This is a genomic window from Plantactinospora alkalitolerans, from assembly GCF_015690345.1.
GTDB lineage: Bacteria > Actinomycetota > Actinomycetes > Mycobacteriales > Micromonosporaceae > Plantactinospora > Plantactinospora alkalitolerans.
This window is the reverse complement of the sequence record NZ_JADPUN010000043.1, coordinates 1-18201: the sequence shown is the minus strand read 5'-3', so window position 1 is coordinate 18201 and position 18201 is coordinate 1. Positions and strand designations below refer to the sequence as shown.

General features: G+C 70.6%; 22 protein-coding genes. 10 read left to right on the top strand and 12 right to left on the bottom strand.

The genetic code is table 11. The features are described from left to right. A partial coding sequence (locus tag I0C86_RS02240) for a helix-turn-helix transcriptional regulator (protein ID WP_196199492.1) occupies nt 1-546 on the top strand: 546 nt, incomplete at its 5' end. Nucleotides 547-567: 21 nt separating this feature from the next. Here the strand turns inward: I0C86_RS02240 and I0C86_RS02235 are convergent. The 4 genes from I0C86_RS02235 to I0C86_RS02220 form a co-directional block, all read right to left on the bottom strand. Next, nucleotides 568-960 carry an Hsp20/alpha crystallin family protein gene (locus I0C86_RS02235; RefSeq protein WP_196199491.1) on the bottom strand — a complete coding sequence of 131 codons (393 nt, stop codon included), beginning with the start codon at nt 958-960 and terminating at the stop codon, nt 568-570. A 52-nt stretch (nt 961-1012) separates the two neighbouring features. After that, a complete protein-coding gene (locus tag I0C86_RS02230) occupies nt 1013-1558 on the bottom strand; it encodes a GNAT family N-acetyltransferase (protein ID WP_323373425.1) in 546 nt (181 codons plus the stop codon). A gap of 59 nt (nt 1559-1617) precedes the next feature. Beyond that, nucleotides 1618-2346 carry an HAD family hydrolase gene (locus I0C86_RS02225; protein WP_196199490.1) on the bottom strand — a complete coding sequence of 243 codons (729 nt, stop codon included), beginning with the start codon at nt 2344-2346 and terminating at the stop codon, nt 1618-1620. 62 nt (nt 2347-2408) lie between these two features. Continuing rightward, the gene (locus I0C86_RS02220; RefSeq protein WP_196199489.1) at nt 2409-3674 is read right to left on the bottom strand and encodes an MFS transporter; all 1266 of its coding nucleotides are present in this window, start codon (nt 3672-3674) and stop codon (nt 2409-2411) included. A 69-nt stretch (nt 3675-3743) separates the two neighbouring features. Here I0C86_RS02220 and I0C86_RS02215 point away from each other — a divergent pair, with 69 nt between their 5' ends. After that, complete coding sequence (locus I0C86_RS02215) at nt 3744-4244, top strand: MarR family winged helix-turn-helix transcriptional regulator (RefSeq protein ID WP_196199488.1); 501 nt, start codon at nt 3744-3746, stop codon at nt 4242-4244. A gap of 18 nt (nt 4245-4262) precedes the next feature. Here the strand turns inward: I0C86_RS02215 and I0C86_RS02210 are convergent, their stop codons facing one another. Next, the gene (locus I0C86_RS02210) at nt 4263-4925 is read right to left on the bottom strand and encodes a response regulator (RefSeq protein ID WP_196199487.1); all 663 of its coding nucleotides are present in this window, start codon (nt 4923-4925) and stop codon (nt 4263-4265) included. Then, the gene (locus tag I0C86_RS44830) at nt 4922-6154 is read right to left on the bottom strand and encodes a sensor histidine kinase (RefSeq protein ID WP_323373424.1); all 1233 of its coding nucleotides are present in this window, start codon (nt 6152-6154) and stop codon (nt 4922-4924) included. Before I0C86_RS44830 ends, I0C86_RS02210 begins: the two co-directional genes overlap by 4 nt. Nucleotides 6155-6250: 96 nt before the next feature. Between I0C86_RS44830 and I0C86_RS02200 the strand changes: the two genes are divergently transcribed. Together I0C86_RS02200 and I0C86_RS02195 are read left to right on the top strand one after the other, a co-directional pair. Further along, the gene (locus I0C86_RS02200) at nt 6251-7198 is read left to right on the top strand and encodes an ABC transporter ATP-binding protein (RefSeq protein WP_230393400.1); all 948 of its coding nucleotides are present in this window, start codon (nt 6251-6253) and stop codon (nt 7196-7198) included. After that, nucleotides 7195-8049, top strand: a complete 855-nt coding sequence (locus I0C86_RS02195; protein ID WP_196199485.1) for an ABC transporter permease — start codon at nt 7195-7197, stop codon at nt 8047-8049. Before I0C86_RS02200 ends, I0C86_RS02195 begins: the two co-directional genes overlap by 4 nt. 101 nt (nt 8050-8150) lie before the next feature. Here I0C86_RS02195 and I0C86_RS02190 read toward each other — a convergent pair whose 3' ends face one another. From I0C86_RS02190 to I0C86_RS02180, 3 genes are all read right to left on the bottom strand, one after another. Then, on the bottom strand, nt 8151-8984 hold the full coding sequence (locus I0C86_RS02190) for a helix-turn-helix transcriptional regulator (protein WP_196199484.1): 834 nt from the start codon (nt 8982-8984) through the stop codon (nt 8151-8153). Nucleotides 8985-9075: 91 nt separating this feature from the next. Continuing rightward, a complete protein-coding gene (locus tag I0C86_RS02185) occupies nt 9076-10008 on the bottom strand; it encodes an SDR family oxidoreductase (RefSeq protein WP_196199483.1) in 933 nt (310 codons plus the stop codon). A 368-nt stretch (nt 10009-10376) separates the two neighbouring features. Beyond that, nucleotides 10377-11312 carry a helix-turn-helix transcriptional regulator gene (locus I0C86_RS02180; protein WP_323373423.1) on the bottom strand — a complete coding sequence of 312 codons (936 nt, stop codon included), beginning with the start codon at nt 11310-11312 and terminating at the stop codon, nt 10377-10379. 114 nt (nt 11313-11426) lie between these two features. Between I0C86_RS02180 and I0C86_RS02175 the strand changes: the two genes are divergently transcribed. Both I0C86_RS02175 and I0C86_RS44825 read left to right on the top strand, forming a co-directional pair. Further along, complete coding sequence (locus I0C86_RS02175; RefSeq protein ID WP_196199482.1) at nt 11427-11843, top strand: VOC family protein; 417 nt, start codon at nt 11427-11429, stop codon at nt 11841-11843. Nucleotide 11844: 1 nt separating this feature from the next. Continuing rightward, a complete protein-coding gene (locus tag I0C86_RS44825; RefSeq protein ID WP_196199481.1) occupies nt 11845-12453 on the top strand; it encodes a YdeI/OmpD-associated family protein in 609 nt (202 codons plus the stop codon). On the opposite strand, the gene I0C86_RS02165 is transcribed toward I0C86_RS44825, so the two are convergent. Together I0C86_RS02165 and I0C86_RS02160 are read right to left on the bottom strand one after the other, a co-directional pair. Next, nucleotides 12399-13700, bottom strand: coding sequence for an MFS transporter (locus tag I0C86_RS02165; RefSeq protein ID WP_196199480.1), 1302 nt, complete (start codon nt 13698-13700; stop codon nt 12399-12401). The genes I0C86_RS44825 and I0C86_RS02165 overlap by 55 nt on opposite strands. A 273-nt stretch (nt 13701-13973) precedes the next feature. Further along, the gene (locus I0C86_RS02160; protein ID WP_196199479.1) at nt 13974-14813 is read right to left on the bottom strand and encodes an NAD(P)H-binding protein; all 840 of its coding nucleotides are present in this window, start codon (nt 14811-14813) and stop codon (nt 13974-13976) included. Nucleotides 14814-14975: 162 nt separating this feature from the next. Between I0C86_RS02160 and I0C86_RS02155 the strand changes: the two genes are divergently transcribed. The 4 genes from I0C86_RS02155 (at nt 14976) to I0C86_RS02140 (ending at nt 17661) form a co-directional block, all read left to right on the top strand. After that, nucleotides 14976-15425: a winged helix-turn-helix transcriptional regulator gene (locus I0C86_RS02155; RefSeq protein ID WP_196199478.1), complete on the top strand. Its 450-nt coding sequence runs from the start codon at nt 14976-14978 to the stop codon at nt 15423-15425. Between the two features lie 110 nt (nt 15426-15535). Then, entirely contained in the window at nt 15536-15769 is a 234-nt protein-coding gene (locus I0C86_RS02150) for a helix-turn-helix transcriptional regulator (protein ID WP_196199477.1), read from the top strand. Beyond that, nucleotides 15766-16764, top strand: a complete 999-nt coding sequence (locus I0C86_RS02145; RefSeq protein WP_196199476.1) for an NAD(P)-dependent alcohol dehydrogenase — start codon at nt 15766-15768, stop codon at nt 16762-16764. The genes I0C86_RS02150 and I0C86_RS02145 overlap by 4 nt, the downstream gene beginning before the upstream one ends. Before the next feature lie 117 nt (nt 16765-16881). After that, the gene (locus tag I0C86_RS02140) at nt 16882-17661 is read left to right on the top strand and encodes a class I SAM-dependent methyltransferase (protein ID WP_196199475.1); all 780 of its coding nucleotides are present in this window, start codon (nt 16882-16884) and stop codon (nt 17659-17661) included. A gap of 133 nt (nt 17662-17794) precedes the next feature. On the opposite strand, the gene I0C86_RS02135 is transcribed toward I0C86_RS02140, so the two are convergent. Beyond that, the coding region (locus tag I0C86_RS02135; RefSeq protein WP_323373422.1) for a transposase at nt 17795-18201 on the bottom strand (407 nt) is incomplete at its 5' end.

Sequence of the window (18201 nt, the reverse complement as noted above, 5' to 3'; positions counted from 1 at the left end):
TCAGAGGTGTATAAGAGACAGACGGGGGCCAGGGGGGACACCGGGGCGGCCAGGGCGTACCGGATCGCCAGCGTGCTCGAGCTGACCGTGCTGGACGAGGGATTCGAAAGGCCGGCGGACTTCGACCTGGCCGCGTTCTGGCAGGGCTGGAGCCGCCGGTACGAGGAGAGCGTCTACCGCGCCGAGGCGACGGTACGGATGACGACGGCGGCCCTCGACCTGATGCCGTTCGTGTTTCCGCCCGCGATGGCCCGGGCGGCACGCGAGGCGGCCGGGCCGGTCGACAACACCGGTTGGCTCCATACGGTGGTGCCGATCGAGTCGGTCCGGCACGGGCACATCGAGTTGCTGAAGCTCGGCGCCGATGCCGAGGTGCTCGCGCCGGCCGAACTGCGGGCGGCCTTCGTCGCGACGGCGCGGGCGCTGGCCCGGCGGTACGGGGCCGTCCCGGACCGAGCCGTGCCGGACTCCCCCGTCCGCGTCGCCGCACGCCCCGGCGATCCGCCGGGGCGTGCGGCGACGACGATGTCGGAGGTCAGGACCTGATTTCGCGCTGCCCGCTTCCGGTCACGGTGACCTCGACCGGCGGGGCTTGGCCCGCTCGGCCACCGGGATGCGCAGGGTCAGAACCCCGGCCTCGTAGCCCGCTTCGAGCTTGTCCGTGTCGAGGGTGTCGCCCAGGAAGAGTTGCCGGGTGAACAGGCCCATCGGTCGTTCCGCGGCCACCAGTTCGACACCGTCACCGGCGGGGCGCCGACGCTCCGCGCGGACGGTCAGCACGTTCCGTTCCACCGTGCACTCGATGCTGTCCGGATCGACTCCGGGCAGGTCGAAGGCGGCGTAGAAGAAGTCGCCGTCACGGTAGGCGTCCAGATGCATGACCGCGGGCCGGGTGTTCGTGCCGAAGAACTGCTCGGCGATGCGGTCGATCTCACGGAACGGGTCGGTACGCATCAACATGTCGATCCTCCTCGGTACTCCTGAGCCGAAGGCTAAGTTGAGTCCAGGCGACTCAAGTTCTCTTCTTTATTACCGCGATCGAGTGGCTCCCGTCAACCCCGGGGCGAAGCCGCTTTTCGAACCAGTGATCGGCGTACGGCGAGTCGGAGAACGGCGCGACCTCGTGGTAGCCCTGTCGGGCGTACAGCGCCCGAGCCTCGACCAGATCGTGTCGGGTGTCCAGCCGCAGGGTCGTCACGCCGTGCGCCAGCGCCGCCGCCTCGGCCGCCCCGAGCAGCCGTACGCCGCCGCCCCGCCGGCGGGCCGACGGTCGGACGTACACCCGGGTTATCTCGGCCACCGGCAGGTCGGCGAGGCGGAGACCGACGCAGCCGGCCGGTTCGCCGTCGTACCAGCCCACCAGGAACAGACCGGTCGGCAGCCTCAGATCGTCACTCGGCTCCTCCGCCAGCACGGCGTCGACCTCGGCGGGTTCGGCCGGACGACGGTGGTACCGGCCGACGATCTCGGTGTAGTACTCGCGCAGCAGGGCACCGGCGGTCGAGCCGTCCACGGGTTCGTCGCGGACCGCCCAGGCCCGGGTCGTGATGATCTCCACCCGACCAGTCTCGCCGCCCCGTCCAGCGGATATCCGCGCAGTACCACCGGGTGTCCGGGCTAGTCCGGTGCGACCGTGGTGAACCCGGCGAGCCGACCCGGCAGGTCGAAGACGGACGAGAGCCGGTGCCGGTCGGGCACCGGTGCCCGACCCGTCGGGTCGATCAGGAAGGCCCGCATCCCCAGCCGTCGTGGCCCGTGGTAGTCCGGCTCGATGGTGTCCCCCACGAACACCACGGACTCGGCGGCCACCCCGAGTTCGCCGAGCGCCGCCGCGTAGATCCGTGGATCGGGCTTGCGCCAGCCGACCCGTACCGACGTGATCACCGCGTCGAACAACGACGTGACCCCCATCGCCGCCAGATGGGTGGGGACCAGCGGGGCGTGGTGGGTGTTGCTGACCACGGCGAGCCGGTAGTCGTCGGCGAGCCCGGACAACAGGTCGGCGACGCCGGCCGGATAGCGGACCTCCCGGCTCCACTCCGCGACGTAGGTGTCGACGAACGCCCGTACGTCGGCCGCGTCCGGCTGCCGGCCCAGCACCGTCGAGAGGAACACCTCGACGACCTCGTCCATGGTGAACTCGTGGTCGTCGAGATCGCTGCCGCGGTCGAAGTCCGTACAGACCCGTGACCATTCGACGAGGAAGTCCGGATAGTCCAACCGCCCGCCGTAGCAGCGCAGCAACTCGTGCGAGCGCTGGTACCCCTGCGTGGTCCGGCTGGCCGAGTAGTCCACCAGCGTGCCGAAGAAGTCGAACAGAACGTGCGTGTGGCGGGTCGACGTCACAGGCGCATCGTGCCATGGCGGTCGCCGGGGTCGGTGACCGGAGCGGAACACCGGCAGGACGACTATCGGGCCGCCTCCGCCGGTTCCTGCCGGGGCTCCGTTTCCTGCCGGAGCTCGGGTTCCGGTTCCGCTGTCGGCCGGGTGGCGGGAAGTCGGCGTACGCCGGGAACGGCTGCCGTGCCGACGCAGGCCACCGCGACCAGCGCCGCGGCGATGCCCAGCGGCACGGACGGCGACCAGGCGTCGGCGGCGAGCGGGGCGAGCGCGTACCCGAGAGGCATCGCGGCCATTGAGAGGAGCCAGTCGTACGAGGTGACCCGGGCGAGGGCGTGTGGTGGTATCTCCGCCTGGACGACCGTCTCCCACACGGGGTTGAGGAAGCCGAGGGCGGCCAGCGCGACACCGTAGGAGACGATCACCGCCCAGGGTGGCGCCGCGACGGCGAGGAGGATGAGCGGCACCGCGTACGTGGCCAGACCCAGGTTCGCCACGAGGATCGGCCGCCTCAGCCGGGCCCGGCCGGCCAGCAGGGATCCGATCAGCAGACCGATGGCGCCCGCCTCGAGCACCAGGACCCAGACGCCCTCGCCGCCCAGTTTGCTGATCGCCACCGCCGGGCCGAGGGTGACCAGCACCGCCGCCACCCCGTTCCAGACCGCGTGCGCCACCAGGCTGCTCCAGTACCAGTCCCGGGACCGGACCTCGGCCCAGCCCTCCCGCAGGTCGGCGAGCAGTGACCGACGTTCGATCGGCGTGTGGCGTACCCGCAGGACAGCGAGCAGGGCGGCGCTGACGGCGAAGCTCGCGCCGTCGAGGACGAACGCCCAGCCCGGACCGGCCGCCCAGATCAACGCGCCGGCCAGGGCCGGGCCGGCCAGTCCGGTGGCGCTGCGGGCCGCGCCGAGCGCGGCGTTGGCGCGCTGCCGGCCGGGACCGTCGACGATCCCGGCGACCAGCGGTGACGTGGTGGGCATGGCGAAGGCCGACGCGACGCCGCCTACCGCCGAGGCGGCGGCGATGGGTAGCAGCGTGGGGGTACTGCTGAACAACTCGACGCCGATGAGGACCTGCGTTCCGCAGCGGACGAGATCGGTGCCGATCGCGACGATCCGGGTGTTGAACCGGTCGGCGATCACGCCGCCGATCGGCAGCAGCAGCAGTCTCGGCACCATCGCACAGCCGAGGACCAGGGCGAGCGCCGAGGTCGAGCCGGTGGCCCGCAGCACGGCGAGCGCGAGGGCGGCCGGTACGACCGCGTCACCGAGCGCGGAGAGCGTACGGCCGAGGAAGAGCAGTTGGAAGGCGCGGAGCCGGAGTGGATGGGCCACGATCGGCACAGTATTTCGACGTCGAACCTTTCGTCAACGAATAATTCCGCGTCGACGTAGAGTTGTGGCGTGGAACACCGTGACTGGACCGACGGACACGTCGCACGCTGGCTGCCCGTGCTGCCCCATCTCGACCCGGACGTCGAGGCCGCGGTGACCCGGATGAAGCTGGTGACCAAATACCTGCGCCGGTTCCGGGAGAACTCCCTGGTCGACTTCGACCTCCAGCGGCACGAGTTCGACACCCTGCACGCCCTCGCCGGACGGCACGGGCGGGCGGTGCCGTCACAACTCGCCGACGACCTCGGCCTGGCGCCGCCGTCGGTGACCGCCCGGGTCGACGCCCTGGTCGCCCGGGGATTCGTCCGGCGGACGCCGTCCGCGACGGACCGCCGCCGGATCGACATCGAACTCACCGAGGACGGCCGGGCCGCCTGGCTCGGCGCGATGGACATTCTCGGGCACGAGGAGTACCGCCTGCTCGGCACCCTGAGTGCCGACGAGCGGAGAACGCTGTCCGACCTGCTGCGCCGGATCATGCTCGCCGCCGAACAGCCGCCGACGCCCTGACGAGGCCCGAACCCGTACTCAGCCCGGCGGTGTCACCAGTCCCAGCTCGTACGCGATGATCACCAGCTGCACCCGGTCCCGGGCGGCGAGCTTGGTCAGCAACCGTGCCACGTGCGATTTGGCGGTGGCGACCGTGATGAACAACTCGCCCGCGATCTCGCTGTTCGACCGGCCGCGGCCGATCAGGGTCAGCACCTCCCGTTCCCGCTCGGTGATGCCCGCGACCGGCCGCGCGGAACGGACGGCGCCCGACTCGCGGGCCTGAACGAAATCCGCGATCAGGCGACGGGTGACGCCCGGCGCGATCAGGGCGTCACCGGCGGCGACCACACGGACCGCCGCGAGGATGTCGTCGACCGCCATGTCCTTGACCACGAATCCGCTCGCACCGGCCCGGAGTGCCCCGTAGACGTGGTCGTCGGTGTCGAAGGTGGTCAGCACGAGCACCCGGGTCGCCCCCGGGCCGGCGGCGATCTGCCGGGTGGCCTCGATCCCGTCCATCCCCGGCATCCGGATGTCCATCACCACGACGTCCGGTTGGACGTCCCGGACGACCCGGACCGCGTCGGCGCCCGTTCCGGCCTCGCCGACGACCTCCAGGTCCGGAGCGTCGGCGATCAGCACCCGCAGACCGGACCGCACCAGCGGCTGGTCGTCGGCGAGTACGACCCGCACGCTCATCGCGGCGTCGCCGAGGCGGGAACCGGGTCGACCAACGGCAGGGTCGCCGACACCCGGAAGCCGCCCCCGGGCCGTGGCCCGGCGCTGAACTCCCCGTTCAGCAGGCCGACCCGCTCGCGCATTCCGATGATGCCGTGGCCGGTGCCGGACACCGGTGCGGCGTGCCCGTCGTCGGTGACCTCGACGTGCAGGTCCTCGGCCCGGTACTCGACGCTCACCCGGCACCGCGCGGTACCCGCGTGCCGGACCACGTTGGTGACCGCCTCCTGGATGACCCGGTACGCCGACAGTTCGATGTCGGCGGGTACCGGACGCCGGTCCCCCCGCCAGCACACCTCCACCCGTACGCCGGCCGCGGACGTGGTGGCGGCCAACCGGTCCACGTCGGCCAGTCCCGGGCTCGGATGCAGTGACGCCGACCCAGGCTCGGCGTCCTGCGGCACCGGTCGCAGCCCACCGAGCACCCGCCGCAGGCCGGCCAGGGTGTCCCGACTGGTCGCCTCGATCGCCCGCAACGCGTTACGGGCCTCGGCCGGCTGGGTGTCCATCACCCGGCTGCCGACGCCGGCCTGGATCGCGATGATGCCGATGCTGTGCGCGACGATGTCGTGCAGCTCACGGGCGATGCGCAGCCGTTCGGCCGTGACCGCCTGCACCGTGGCCTGGGCGCGGAGCGCCTCGGCGTACTGCCGACGGGCCCGGACGGAGTTGCCGACCATCCAGGCGGCGACCATCGCCAGGATGGGGATCTCGGGTTCGAAGACGGGGTCGTCGCCGACCGGGTTGACGTATCCGATGGCGATCTGGAGGCAGAGCGCCAGTACCGCGACGCCGACCGAGATCCGGCGTGGTCGGCTCGCCGCGACGAAGCCCACGACGAGGTCGATGGCGAACAGTTGCAGATAGCGGAGGTCGCCCAGGTATCCCGGGCTGTCCACGTTTATCGCGCCGGTCATGCCGGCGGAGCCGACGAGCATCAGCGCGAGGGTGGTCAGCGGGCTTCGGCGCAGCATGGTGGCGGGCAGCGCCATCACGATGACCGGCAGCAGGTATCGCGGAACGCTCTCCAGCACGTTGACGTACGGCCTGCCGTCGCTGGAGATGATCCCCACGGTGAGAACCAGAAGAAGGGGAAACACGACGATTCCGCCCCAGGCCAGGACCGTCCGCGCCGCCGGTGGGACACGGTGCCGCAGCGGCGGGCGTAGGGCAGGCGAGGTGGCATCCACGCCGCGAGACTAGCCAGCTCGCGCCGGACCCGGCATCACCCCACGGACGTACGCCCACGGGCCAACTCCTGCTCCACGGTTACCGTCGACGGCACGATGTCCGGATCGGGCTTCCCGGGCAGCATCGACGGTGTGATCGAAGTCAACTCAGCCACCAAGCGCTACGGCAGCAAGACCGCCGTCGACAACCTCTCCTTCACGGTCCGTCCCGGGCACGTGACCGGGTTCCTCGGACCCAATGGCGCCGGCAAGACGACCACGCTGCGGATGATCCTCGGACTGGACGCGCCCACCGCCGGCACGGTGACGGTCAGCGGCGTCCCGTTCCGTACGCACCGGCGCGGGCTGCGGCACGTCGGCGCGCTCCTCGACGCGCACCACGTACACGGCGGACGCAGCGGCACCGCGCACCTGTCCGCGCTGGCCCGCAGCAACGGCATTCCCCTGCGGCGGGTGGACGAGGTGTTGCGGGAGGTCGGCCTGACCGACGTGGCCCGGCGCCGGGTCGGCGGCTACTCCCTCGGCATGAAGCAGCGGCTCGGGATCGCCACCGCGCTGCTCGGCGACCCTCCGGTGCTGTTGTTCGACGAGCCGATCAACGGGATGGACCCGGAGGGCGTCCTCTGGGTGCGGCACCTCTTCCGCCGCCTCGCCGCCCAGGGCCGGACGGTCTTCCTCTCCAGCCATCTGATGACGGAGATGGAGAACACCGCCGACGAGCTCGTCGTCATCGGGCAGGGCCGACTTCTCGCCGCCGAGCCCCTTGCGCGGTTCGCCGCCCGAAGCACCCGACCCAGCGTCGTGCTGCGGAGCCCGCAGGCCGACGAACTCGCGGCGCTGCTGGTCGCGGCGGGTGCGCGGGTCGAGCCGGAAGGGGTCGGAGGGCTGGCCGTGACCGGGCTGCCGGCGAACCAGATCGGCATTCTCGCCTTCGACAACAAGATCGTCCTACAGGAACTGACCACCCGATCCGCCTCGTTGGAGGAAGCATTCATGAAACTCACCGCCGACAGCGTCGAATACCTGGCCGGGCAGCAGCGATGACCGTCACCGCAGCCGGCCCACCGCCCGTCTCGGCCCGGCCCGTCGCCGATCCGCCCGCCCGGTTCCGCGACCTGCTCGCCGCCGAGTGGATCAAGATGCGTTCGCTTCGGTCGACGCCCTGGACGCTCGGCCTCGTCACGCTGTTCGTCATCGCCGCCGCCACCGTCGAGGCGTGGGACAGCTACACCGATTTTCCGGGCATGAACCCGGAGACGCAGCGGGAGCCGATGTTCGCGCTCTCCGACGCGTTTCCGCTGACCGGATACTGGACGCTGACGCTCGTGGCGGTCAGCGCGGGCGCGATCGCCGTCGTCAGCGAGTACAGCACCGGCCTGATCCGCACCACGGCGGTGGCGGTTCCCGCCCGCGGCTCGGTGGTGCTGGCCAAGGCGGCGGTGGTGACCGTGGTCTGGACGGTGGTCGGCACGGTCATCGCCGCCGGTTCGTTCGCGGTGTCCCAGGCCATCCTCAGCGGGCGGGACGCGTCCGTATCGATCACCGATCCAGTCGCGGTCCGGGCCCTGGTGGCGTCCGCGCTGCTGCCACCGGTCTGCGCGCTGATCGGCCTCGGGCTCGGCGTGCTGATCCGGCACAGCGCCACCACCATGGTCACCGGAATCTTCGCCCTGCTCGTGCTGCCGTCGTTCTTCTCGATCACCATGCGCTGGTCCGCCGAGATCAATCACGCCATGGTGCTCACCGCCTGGGAGCGCCTGATCGCGATGTGGGCGGAGCCGTCCGGTGACGGCTTCTACCGTCCGACCGTCACCGAGTCCTGGATCGTGTACGCGGCCTGGCCGCTCGTCGCGGTCGTCGCTGCCCTGCTCGTCGTGCGCCACCGCGACGTCTGAGATCGCACGCCGGAACGCGTCGGATCCGGGTGCCTACGGGATGCGAGACGTCGCTCCCGCGTAGGCACCCCGACCCGGCCCGACGGGCGCGATGACGTGCCTCAGACGCGCTGGTCGCCGAAAACCGAGAGCAGTTGCAGCTTCTCGTGGCTCTCGCTGCCCGGCACCGCGGTGTAGACCAGCAGTGCCTGGGACTGGTCGGGGTCCACCAGCGTCTGACAGTGCAGTTCGAGCAGACCTACCTGCGGATGCTGGATCCGCTTCGGCGCACAGTACGGACCCAGGACGGGATGCTCCCGCCAGAGGTCGGCGAACTCCGGGCTGGCCGCCAGCAGCGCGTCGACGATGGCGGCCGCCCGCGAGCCCTTGCCGTCCCTGGTGTACGCGTCGTGCAGGCTGGCCGCGAAGAGCCGGCTGTGGGTCGGATGGTCCTCCTCCGGATAGCTGTCCCGGGCGGCCGGATCGGTGAACCACCGGTAGTGCAGGCTCCGCGCCAACCCGGTGTGTCGACTGTCGTCGCCGAGCAGTGCGATCGCGAGCCGGGTCTGGGTGAGCGTCTCGCCGAGGAGGTTCACCACCTGTGCGGGAGTGTCCTCGAGCCGGTCGAAGATGCGCATCATCCCGGGGTTGATGTGGTTCGCGCGCAGGATCCGCTGCGGGGTGGCGTAGCCCGCGAGTCGGAACAGGTGGTCGCGTTCTTCCAGGGACAGACGCAGGCCGCGGGCGATCGCGGCGAGCATCTGCTCGGACGGGTGCGGTCCCCGCTGCTGCTCCAGCCGGCTGTAGTAGTCGGTCGACATGTCGGACAGCGCGGCGACCTCCTCCCGACGCAGTCCGCCGGTGCGCCGGCGCCGTCCTCTGGGCAGTCCGACATCCTCCGGCTGCAATGCCTCGCGCCGCGTCCGCAGGAAGGCCGCGAGCCGGTCCCGTTCCATGATTCTCAGTCTTCCCTTCGGCGACGGCGGCCGGCGGTGAATCCCCGACGGCAGCGGACTCACGCGGCGGTGATTCCCAACGGCGGCGAACTCAGGCGGCGGCGAACTCGACCCGGGCCAGCCGCTCGGAGAGGTCCCAGAGCCGTACCGCGTCGGCCTCGTTGCGCGCCGACCGGTAGATGGTCAACTCCGTCGGGCCGCCGGTGAACTGGCCGAAGCCGTCCGGGCCGTAGAAGCGCCCGCCCCGCGCCTGCGGGCTGGTGGCCGCATACAGCGCGGGCAGCAGGCCGGCGTCGACGGGCTGCACGAGAACTCCCCATCCGGCGAGTCGTGTCATGATCGACTCGTAGGGCGAGCGGCGTCGGCGGCCCAGATTCGGGCCGGCGGCGTACAGGTTCGTCAAGGTGGTTCCGGGGTGCGCGACGTTGCTGACGATGCCCCAGCCGCCCGCCGCGCTTCGCCGGTCGAGTTCCAGGCCGAAGAGCAGGTTGGCGAGCTTCGACTGGCCGTACGACCGGATCGCCGAATATCCCCGCTCGCTCTGCAGGTCGGCCCAGTTGATCTTTCCGGAGCGGGCGGCGGCGCTCGACATGGCGGTGATCCGGGCCCGACCGGCTCGCAGCAGCGGCAGGATCCGGCCGGTTAGCGCCACATGCCCGATATGGTTGGTGCCGAACTGTAGTTCCAGACCCTCTGCGGTGACGTGTCGGGTGGCCGGCATCATCACGCCCGCATTGTTGATCAGGATGTCGATCGGCCGGCCCTCACGGTTCAGGCCGTCCGCGAGGGCGGCGACGGAGTCCAGCGAGGCCAGGTCGAGTTCCCGGACGGAGACGGTGGCCTGCGGCACCGCCGCGTGGATCCTTTCGAACGCCGCGGCCCCCTTGCCCGGATTGCGGACCGGCAGGACGAGTTCGGCACCGGCGCGGGCCAGGCGTACGGCCAGGCCCAGTCCGAGGCCGTCGCTCGCGCCGGTCACCACGGCGAGCTTTCCGGTCAGATCGGGTACGGACACATCCCTCACAACTACTCCCTGGTCAGCGGTGTTCCTCTCGGCTCGGCCAAGAGTCGCAACATCCGCCGGCGGGATCCAGGCGCCGTCTATCCAGGGATCGGTGATACCTGGACAACTACCGTGACGGGTCCGAGCCTGGCCTGTGGTTGCCCGCCAGGCACCGGTCGAGGCGTACGCCTCGACGGCCCAGCGGTCAGCGCGGACTACCCGCGTAACAGGTCACGCACGTCCGGCCAGACATAACGCGGTTGCGCCGGACGGCAACCGAGGCGACGGACGGCAACTGAGGCGACCCGGTACGCCGCCCGGCGGCCGCACGAATCCCCGCTCGGCTGCGGCCGGGACCAGACGGCGCCGGACGCGTACCCTCGGACCTTTCACGGCCGGTCGGAGCGTCGGCTGTAGCGGCCGGTGAGTTCGTCGCCGATCCGCGCCAGTTGGTCCTGGACGGATCGCGGCTCAACCACCTCGATCATCGCGCCCCAGCCGGCGAGGTGTCGGGCGATGTCCAGCGGGGTCGGCGCGCCGACACGGACCCGGGCGCGTCCGTCGTCGAGTTCGGCGTCGGTGTGGCAGTGCCGTCCGAAGTGGTTGCGGAGCACCGACACGAACCGGGCCTCGACCAGCACGGTCGCCCAGGTACGGCTTCGCCGCTGCTCCACCTCGCCGACGACCTGCTGCCACGCGTCGGCGAGGGTGAAGTCGTCGGGGCGCTCGGCGGGCTGCTCGGTCAGCTCGGTCCCGACGATCCGATCGACGCGGAAGGTCCGCTGCCCTCGGTCGGTGCCCGCGAGCAGGTACCAGATGTCGTCCTTGTCGACCAGGCCCCACGGGTCGACAAGCCGCTCGGTGCGCACCCGTGCGCTGTTGGTGTAGGTCAGCCGCACCTTCTGCCGACGGACCACGGCGGCCTGCAACCGGTCGACGATCTCGGGTCGACGGCGGTCGCGCTCGCCCCACCGGGTGGGGTCGATCATCGTGGCGCTGGCGGCGGCCTCCGCGTCGGCCCGGAAGGTCTGCGGCAGCGCGCGGACGAGTTTGCGCAGCGCCGTCTTGGCCTCTCCCGAGACCGCCGCGGCCGGGCCGACGAGCAGGAACAGCGCCTGCGCCTCGGTCGCCGACAGGCCACTGAGGTCGGTGCGGGCACCACCGACGAGCGACCAGCCGCCGCCCCTGCCGGGCTGCGGGTACACCGGGATGCCCGCCGTCGAGAGCGCCTCCAGATCGCGGCGGGCGGTCGCGACGGACACCTCCAGTTCGTCGGCCAGTCCGGCGGCGGTCACCCGGCCACGGGCCTGCAACAGCAGCAGCACGGCGACGAGACGGTCAGCGCGGATGTTCTCGATCCTTCCAACAAACTGCTCAGTTGGTGAGCACTTTAGGCGGAAGAATGGTCACTGTCACCAACCGGAGAAAGGAACAGTCCCATGTTGCGAGGATTCGCCACCGTCAACTTCTTCGCCGACGACCTCACCGCTGCGGTTAGCTGGTACACCGAGCTCCTCGGCATCGAGCCGTACTTCGTCCGCGAGGTCGAGGGGACGCCCGCCTACGTCGAGTTCCGGATCGGCGACTACCAGCACGAACTCGGCCTCATCGACAGCCGGTTCGCCGCACCCGGCCGGCCCGACAAGGCCGGGGGCGCGATGATCTACTGGCATGTCGACGACGTCCAGGCCTCCTTCGATCGGCTGCTCTCCGCCGGCGCGACGGTGTACGCGGAGCCGGTCGAGCACGGCCCCGGGTTCGTCACCGCGTCCGTCGTCGACCCGTTCGGGAACGTCCTCGGCGTGATGTACAACCAGCACTACCTGGATATCCTCGGTTCGCGGACGGAGGCGTGACGTGAACACCTTCGTTGCGGGCAGCACGGCCGCCTGGCGCGGGTGGCTGGCCCGGAACTGCCGGTCCGAAAAGGAGGTGTGGCTGGTCATCCACCACCGGGACAGTGCGACGCCGAGCATCCGGTACCACGAGGCGATCGAACACGCACTCTGCTACGGGTGGATCGACAGCCAGGCCCGCAAACACGACGCGGAGAGCTCCCGACTCCGGTTCACCCCGCGTAACCCGCGTAGCACCTGGAGTCGAGTGAATCGGGAGCGCGCCGCGAAAATGGCCGAGCTGGGCCTGATGACCGAGCACGGTCAGGCCCTGATCGATCTGGCCAGAGCCAACGGCACCTGGCAGGTCCTGTCCGACGCGGAGGGCTCGGCGGTACCCGACGATCTGCGGGAACTCCTCGACCGGGACGAGGCTGCCCGGACGAACTTCGAGAATTTTCCGCCGTCGTCGAAACGGTTGATCCTGGAGTGGGTGGCGACGGCGAAGAAAGCGGACACCCGGCGGCGCCGGATCAGGCGGACCGTCGACCTCGCGGCCGCGAACGTCCGCGCCAATCACCCCGGAACCCGGGTACGCGCCACCGGTGAACCCGGCGACGCCGGCACCTGATCGAACGGCTGCCTGGCCAGGACGCCTCCCGTCCTGGCCAGGGCGCGTTCGGTCAACGCCGGGACCGCCAACCCGGTCGCCGCGAAGACGACGGCCAGGGCCACCCACCCGGCGGTGCCGACGTCGAGAAGCAGCAGCGTGAGCAGAGCCGGGCCGACCGCCTCGGCCAGGCCGGTCAACAGGCCGCTGACCCCCTGGTACTGGCCGATCGCATGCGGCGGTGCCAGTTCGTACGAGAGGCTGGCCGAGGCGGTCGCGTGGAACAGATCACCGATGGTGTAGACCACGGTCGCGAGCAGGAGCAGCGTGATGGTGCCGCCGGTGCCGAACCAACTGGACGTCGGATAGATGAGCAGCGCGACCGCGAGCACGAACCCGGCACGGCGCATCGTCCGGGCGGCCCCGACGGCGTTCTCCACGGCACGGCTGATCCGTACCGCCAGGAACACGGTCAGGACGGTGTTCGTCACCAGCACCGCGGACACCATCGCTCGGGGTGCGGAGGTCTGGGTCGCGATCCACAACGGCACCACCAACCCGAGCACGACGCGGTGCGACGCCATGACCGCGGACACCGTGCCCACCGCCAGGTACCGTCCGTCCCGCAGTGCCGCCCCACGAGCCGTACCCGGTGCGGCGGGACTCGGCGGCGACGGGGGCAGCCGCATGATCAGGCCCGCGGAGATGAGATAGGTGAGCGCGTTGCCGAGTACCAGCATGGTGTAGCCGAGCCGGGTGTCGGCGGCCAGTGCGAGCCCGGCCAGCCCGGCCCCGACACTGATTCCGATGTTGGCGACCGCCCGCAGCGTCGCGAACGCATGGACCCGGCCAGCCGGACCGGCCACGGCGGCGACGAGCGCCGCACGCACGGAGAGATTGCCGGCGACCAGGAGGGCGTCGAGGACGGCGACCAGCAGGAATGCGGGAAACGACTGGACCAGCAGGTACGAGGCCGCGACCCCCGCCTGCAGCAGTTGCAGCAGGGCGCGCAGGGACCGTGGATCCCGCCGGTCGGCAAGGTGTCCCAGCGGCACGCTGGCCGACAGCCCGATCAGTCCGGCGACGGTGAGTCCCAGCCCTACCGAGGTGGCCGGCAGGCCGACGCTCCGGGTGAGGAACAGGGCAACGCCGGCGAGCCACAGCCCCGACCCGACGGTGTTTGCCAACGTTCCCCATGCCAGGGTCCGTAGCTGCCCTGCCGGTGGGACCGGTGACCAGCGCCGGGGTGTCCCGTCGCGCACGCTCATTCGGCCGGTGGACAGTCCACTACAGGCTCTGCCGCCCCCGTACGATCCGCGTTGAGGTCGTCACGTCCCATCGGGTGACCATACGAGGTCAGGCGGGGTGCGGACCGTGCCGCCGGTCACAGACGGCGGCCGGCGGTGTCGTGGATGGCCGATGGGGATTCCGGTCGGATGCGACGGAGTCGACCCCGGCGGGTTGGCGGGACGCGCCCTGATCCGAGGGTGTACGTCCACCCCGCCGCGCTGGCCGGCGGACCAGCGAGGCGAAGCCGGCTCCTAGCGGAACGCATGGATGTGGCGCCGGGCCCAGTCGTCGAAGCTGCGCGGTGCCCGGCCCAGGATCTGCTCCGTATGCGGGCTGATCCGCTGCTCTGCCACAGTAGGTTCGCCGAGGATGGCCAGCGTCCCGTCGACCACCGGCTCGGGCATGAACCGCATCATCTGTTCGCGAGCCTCGGCACGGGTCTGGTCGACGAACCGGACCGGCTCGCCCAGCGCCTCGCCGATACTCCGGGCCCGCTGTCGCGGTGTGGTCAGGGCCGGCCCGGTCAGCTCGTAGATCCGGCCGGCGTGCTGGTCCTGACGCAGGACGATGGCCGCGACCTCCGCGATGTCGGTCGGATCGACCATCGGCAGACCGACGTCGCCGAACGGCGCGGCCACCGTCCGCTGGGTCCGCACCGGTTCCGCCCAGGCGTACGCGTTGGACGCGAAGCCGCCCGGTCGCAGGATCGTCCACGCCATCCCGGACTGCTGCACGGCATCCTCGATGCCGCGTAGCGGCGCGTGTGAGACGGACCGCGGGCGCGTTCCGGCGGCCTGCGAGGACAGCAGGACGATGCGTTCGACTCCACCGGCTTTCGCGACGTCGAGAATCTCGCCCGGGCTCAGCTCCGCACCGGCCCCCGCGACCAGCAGGAACAGCGCCCGGGCTCCGTCCACGACCGGACGGAGGGTTTCGGGTGCGGCGAGATCAGCCTGTTGGTGCCGAGCCCCTTCCGGCACGGACACCGGCAACGTGGCTCGGGACACCGCGGTCACCTGCTCGCCGGCCGCGGCGAGCGCCCCGACAAGTACCCGACCCACGTTTCCGGTGGCCCCTGTTACGACGATCATGAACGACTCCTCTGCTCGGGGATCACCCGTTACTCCGGGGATCACCCATGCCACCAATGGATGCGACCGCCGCCGAGTCGATCTCTTCGGCGACGACCGGGAGAAGCTAGCATCGTCGGTATAGTAGGTACCTACAGGAAAGTGACTATTCGAGGAGCCCGCATGCAGGCCGATCCAGCAACCTGGCCATCCGCAGGATCGGTCGATCCCGAGCAGGCGTGCCCTGTCGCCCCGGTCGTGGACATCGTCTTCAGCCGGTGGACCACCCCGATCCTCTGGACGCTGAACTACCAGGGACGGCAACGCTTCATCGAGCTGCAGCGACGGATCGGCAGCATCACGCCCAAGGTCCTGACCCAGCGACTGCGGCAACTCGAACGCGACGGACTTGTCGTGCGCACCTACCACCCGGAGGTTCCACCCCGAGTCGAGTACGAGATCAGCGACCTCGGCCGCAGCCTCGCTCCCCTGTTCGCCCACCTCGCCGAATGGGCCACCAGCCACCTGGACGACGTGGAGCAGGCACGACGCGCCTACGACGGGAACCCAGCGGCGACCCGGCCGTCTGCGGTGCCCGACGCCGGCTCGGTAATGAGCACAGCGAACCGCTGATCGTCAGCTTCGCGCCGAAGACCACGCCTGGGGTATCCACCTCTGCTTCGGGCTGTCGACGGTCCTCGGCGGCATCACCAAGGTCATCGTCTACCGCAGGAGCGTCCGAAGTGGTGAAGCCGACACGGGTCACCAACCGCATCCGGGCGCTACGCTTCGCGCACGGCGAGATGACCCAGGCCGTACTCGCCGAGCGCATCGGCGTCACTCGGCAGACCCTCATCGCGATTGAGCAGGGCCGTTATTCGCCGAGCCTCGAGATGGCCTTCCGGATCGCCCGGGTGTTCGGTGTTCCGCTCGACGACGTGTTCCAGTACCCCGACTCTCCCGAGGAGAAGTCATGAAGGCGATCGCCCACGACGTGTACGGACCGGCCGACCTGCTCGAACTTCGCGACCTCGACATGCCCTCGATCGGTGACGACGAGGTGCTCGTCGAGGTGCGGGCCGCTGGCGTCGACCCCGGCGTATGGATCCTGATGACCGGGCGGCCGATGGCCGTACGACTCGCGGTCGGGCTGCGCCGACCCAGGGTGGCGGTGCTCGGTCGGGCCGTCGCGGGTGTGGTGGCGGCGGTCGGAGCCGGCGTGACCCGGTTGCGCCCCGGCGACGAGGTCCACGGCACCTGCGAGAGCGGTTCGTTCGCCGAATTCGCCAGGGCACGACAGCACCGGCTGGCGCCCAAACCCGCCAACCTCACCTTCGAGCAGGCGGCGGCGATGCCCATCTCGGCGGTGACGGCGCTGCAGAGCATCCGCGATGCCGGGGTGAAGCCTGGGCAGCGGGTACTGATCACCGGCGCGGCCGGGGGCGTCGGTTCGTTCGCCGTCCAACTCGTCAGGGCACACGGCGGTATCGTGACCGGCGTATGCGGCACCGCGAAGGTCGAGCTGGTGCGTTCCCTCGGCGCCGAGGATGTCATCGACTACACCCAGGACGAGATCGACCGTGGTGGCGTACGGCACGACGTCATCATCGACACCGCCGGCAACCGGCCCCTGTCACTGCTCCGGCGCGCAGTCACCCCGCGCGGGACGATCGCCCTCGTCGGCGGCGGGCACGCCGAGGGCTGGCTGCTCGGCGGGTTCCAGCGCCAGATGGCCGCGCCACTGGTTTCGTTGTTCGGCAGCGCTCGGGTGTGTGGCGTGGCCGCTCGGGAACGCTACGAGGACCTCGCCGATCTGACGTCACTCATCGAGTCGGGCGCGATCACCCCGGTCATCGACCGCATCTATCCCCTCGCCGACGCGCCCGACGCGATCCGCTACCTCGCCCAGGGACATCCGGCGGGAAAGGTCGTCATCACGGTGCAGGGTGCCGCGAACGCACCTGCAGAATGACCGCCACCGGGACCAGCACCAGCGGTCGACACGCGTACCGGAGACGAGACCGTCCCCTCGATGCGGGAGCGACAGAGGCTGCCGTCCGAAAACGCGCGGCGCCGATAGGGTAGTCGCGTGGACCAGGACGAACAGCTTCGTTACTCCTCGTCGTTCGGCGCAGCGGCGACCGCGTACGCCGAACACCGCCCGGACTATGCGCAAGCTGCCGTGCGCTGGGCGCTCGATCCCGCGCCCGGCTTGCGGGTGCTCGACCTCGGCGCCGGAACGGGCAAGCTCACCGCCACGCTGGTTACGGCGGGCGCCGAGGTCACCGCGGTCGAGCCCGACCCGGCGATGCTGACCGAACTGCGCCGCGCACTGCCGGCTCTGCGTGCCTTGGCGGGTAGCGCCGAGTCGATACCGCTGCCGGATGCGTCCGTCGATGCCGTGCTGGCCGGAAACGCCCTGCACTGGTTCGACATGGCCGTCGCGGGGCCCGAGATGGCCAGGGTCCTGGCACCAGGCGGCATCCTGGCCGGTCTGTGGAACGTCATGGACGACCGGGTCGATTGGGTTGCCGGACTAGCGGGGGTCAGCGGAAGCGCTGCCATTGGCCCGCGTGACACGCCCGCCAGCTGGCGCGCGGAGACGGCCGACGCACACCTTCCAAAGACTGGTGTGTCCGCCCGGTTCGGCGCGCCGGAGCAGGCCGAGTTCCCGCACGGGCAGCGCCGCACCGGGGACTCTCTCGTTGCGACCCTCGCCACGAGGGCGGGGATGCTGGTCATGCCGGAACAGGAGCGAGAGGCCACGCTCAGCCGGATTCGCGCTTTTCTTGCGAGCAGGCCGGAGACTGCGGACGGCGAGTTCACCCTACCGATGCTGACCTGTGTGCTGCGCGTACGGCGGCTGTGAACCGCAACTGCGGCGAACTGCTTGACCGGCTGGCCAAGACGGCCGGGTCTGTCACGACCGCGTACCCGCTGCGAGGCGCGGTCGATGGACCGCATCGTGTCGGTAGCCCCCTAGACGAGTAGTTCCGAATGGATCAGTGGTCGTAGGCGATCAGTGACCGGGTGACGGGTGCGCCGGTCTTGTTGTTGTGCCAGATCGCGGCGGCCATGGCCAGCAGGCGTTGGGCGACTCGGACCGCGACGCCCTCGAAGGTCCGTCCGCCGTGTTCTTCCAGGTCGAGTTGGCCTTTGAGGGTGTCGTTGACCGACTCGATGAGTTGGCGGACCTTCTTGAGCATCGGTTCGCCGTAGTGGGCCTTCTCCCGCTTGCGGGACGGTCGCAGCAGCTCGATGCCCTGGGCAGCGAGTTGCCGCTCGAACGGTTTGGAGGCGAAGCCCTTGTCCGAGATGAGCAGGATGCCGTCGTGTTCGGCGATCACCCCGGCGTCGGCTTCCAGCATCGCGGCCAGTACCTCGCGTTCGCCGATCTTGGGGTTCGCCA